Origin of the sequence: Yersinia pekkanenii (assembly GCF_001152565.1) — a bacterium.
GTDB lineage: Bacteria > Pseudomonadota > Gammaproteobacteria > Enterobacterales > Enterobacteriaceae > Yersinia > Yersinia pekkanenii.
In genome coordinates, this window is the sequence record NZ_CQAZ01000209.1 from 1 (window position 1) to 536 (window position 536).

Sequence of the window (536 nt, forward strand, 5' to 3'; positions counted from 1 at the left end):
GATGACGCAGCAAGGAAGAGGTGATATCTGGGAGGCTCGTATTGCTCTAGATGGCGGTGGAAAGTGCGAATGGCAACTTAGCGCTATGCGAATTGGGGTTAAATTGACCAGTAGCAACTCTTTGACCCAAGGAAAAAGTATTATTGCAACAAACTATGTTTTTGATTTTGATAATCAAGGCTATAGCGGAGGGTTTGGAGTTGGCAAGGCGCAAGATGTTAATGATAACTTACATTTAAAAACAGATTTATTCCCTCTGGTATTTATTAATCATGCTTTCAATAAAACCACTTTGAAATTATTCGGAGGAGATGTGAGGTATGAGCAATTGAGCCGGCATTACAGAATTTACAATGGGAAAAAGATATTTATAGAGCCTAATCTGCATATAAATAAGATTGTTGTGCTTGAAAGTCCCGTATCTCCACCGGGAAATATTACTGCGACCTACCCTGACGGCAGTAAAGAGGAGATTCCTCATGTCAATCCAGATTATGAAAAATTGCTCTCAATGAAATAGTTATTAAAAAATATAC

Annotated in this window: 1 protein-coding gene; it reads left to right on the top strand. The window is 38.2% G+C overall.

The window, feature by feature from the left end:
* Positions 1–520: hypothetical protein (locus AEP37_RS26860; protein ID WP_049615692.1), on the top strand; the 520-nt coding region annotated here is incomplete at its 5' end.
* Between the last annotated feature and the right edge of the window lie 16 nt (positions 521–536).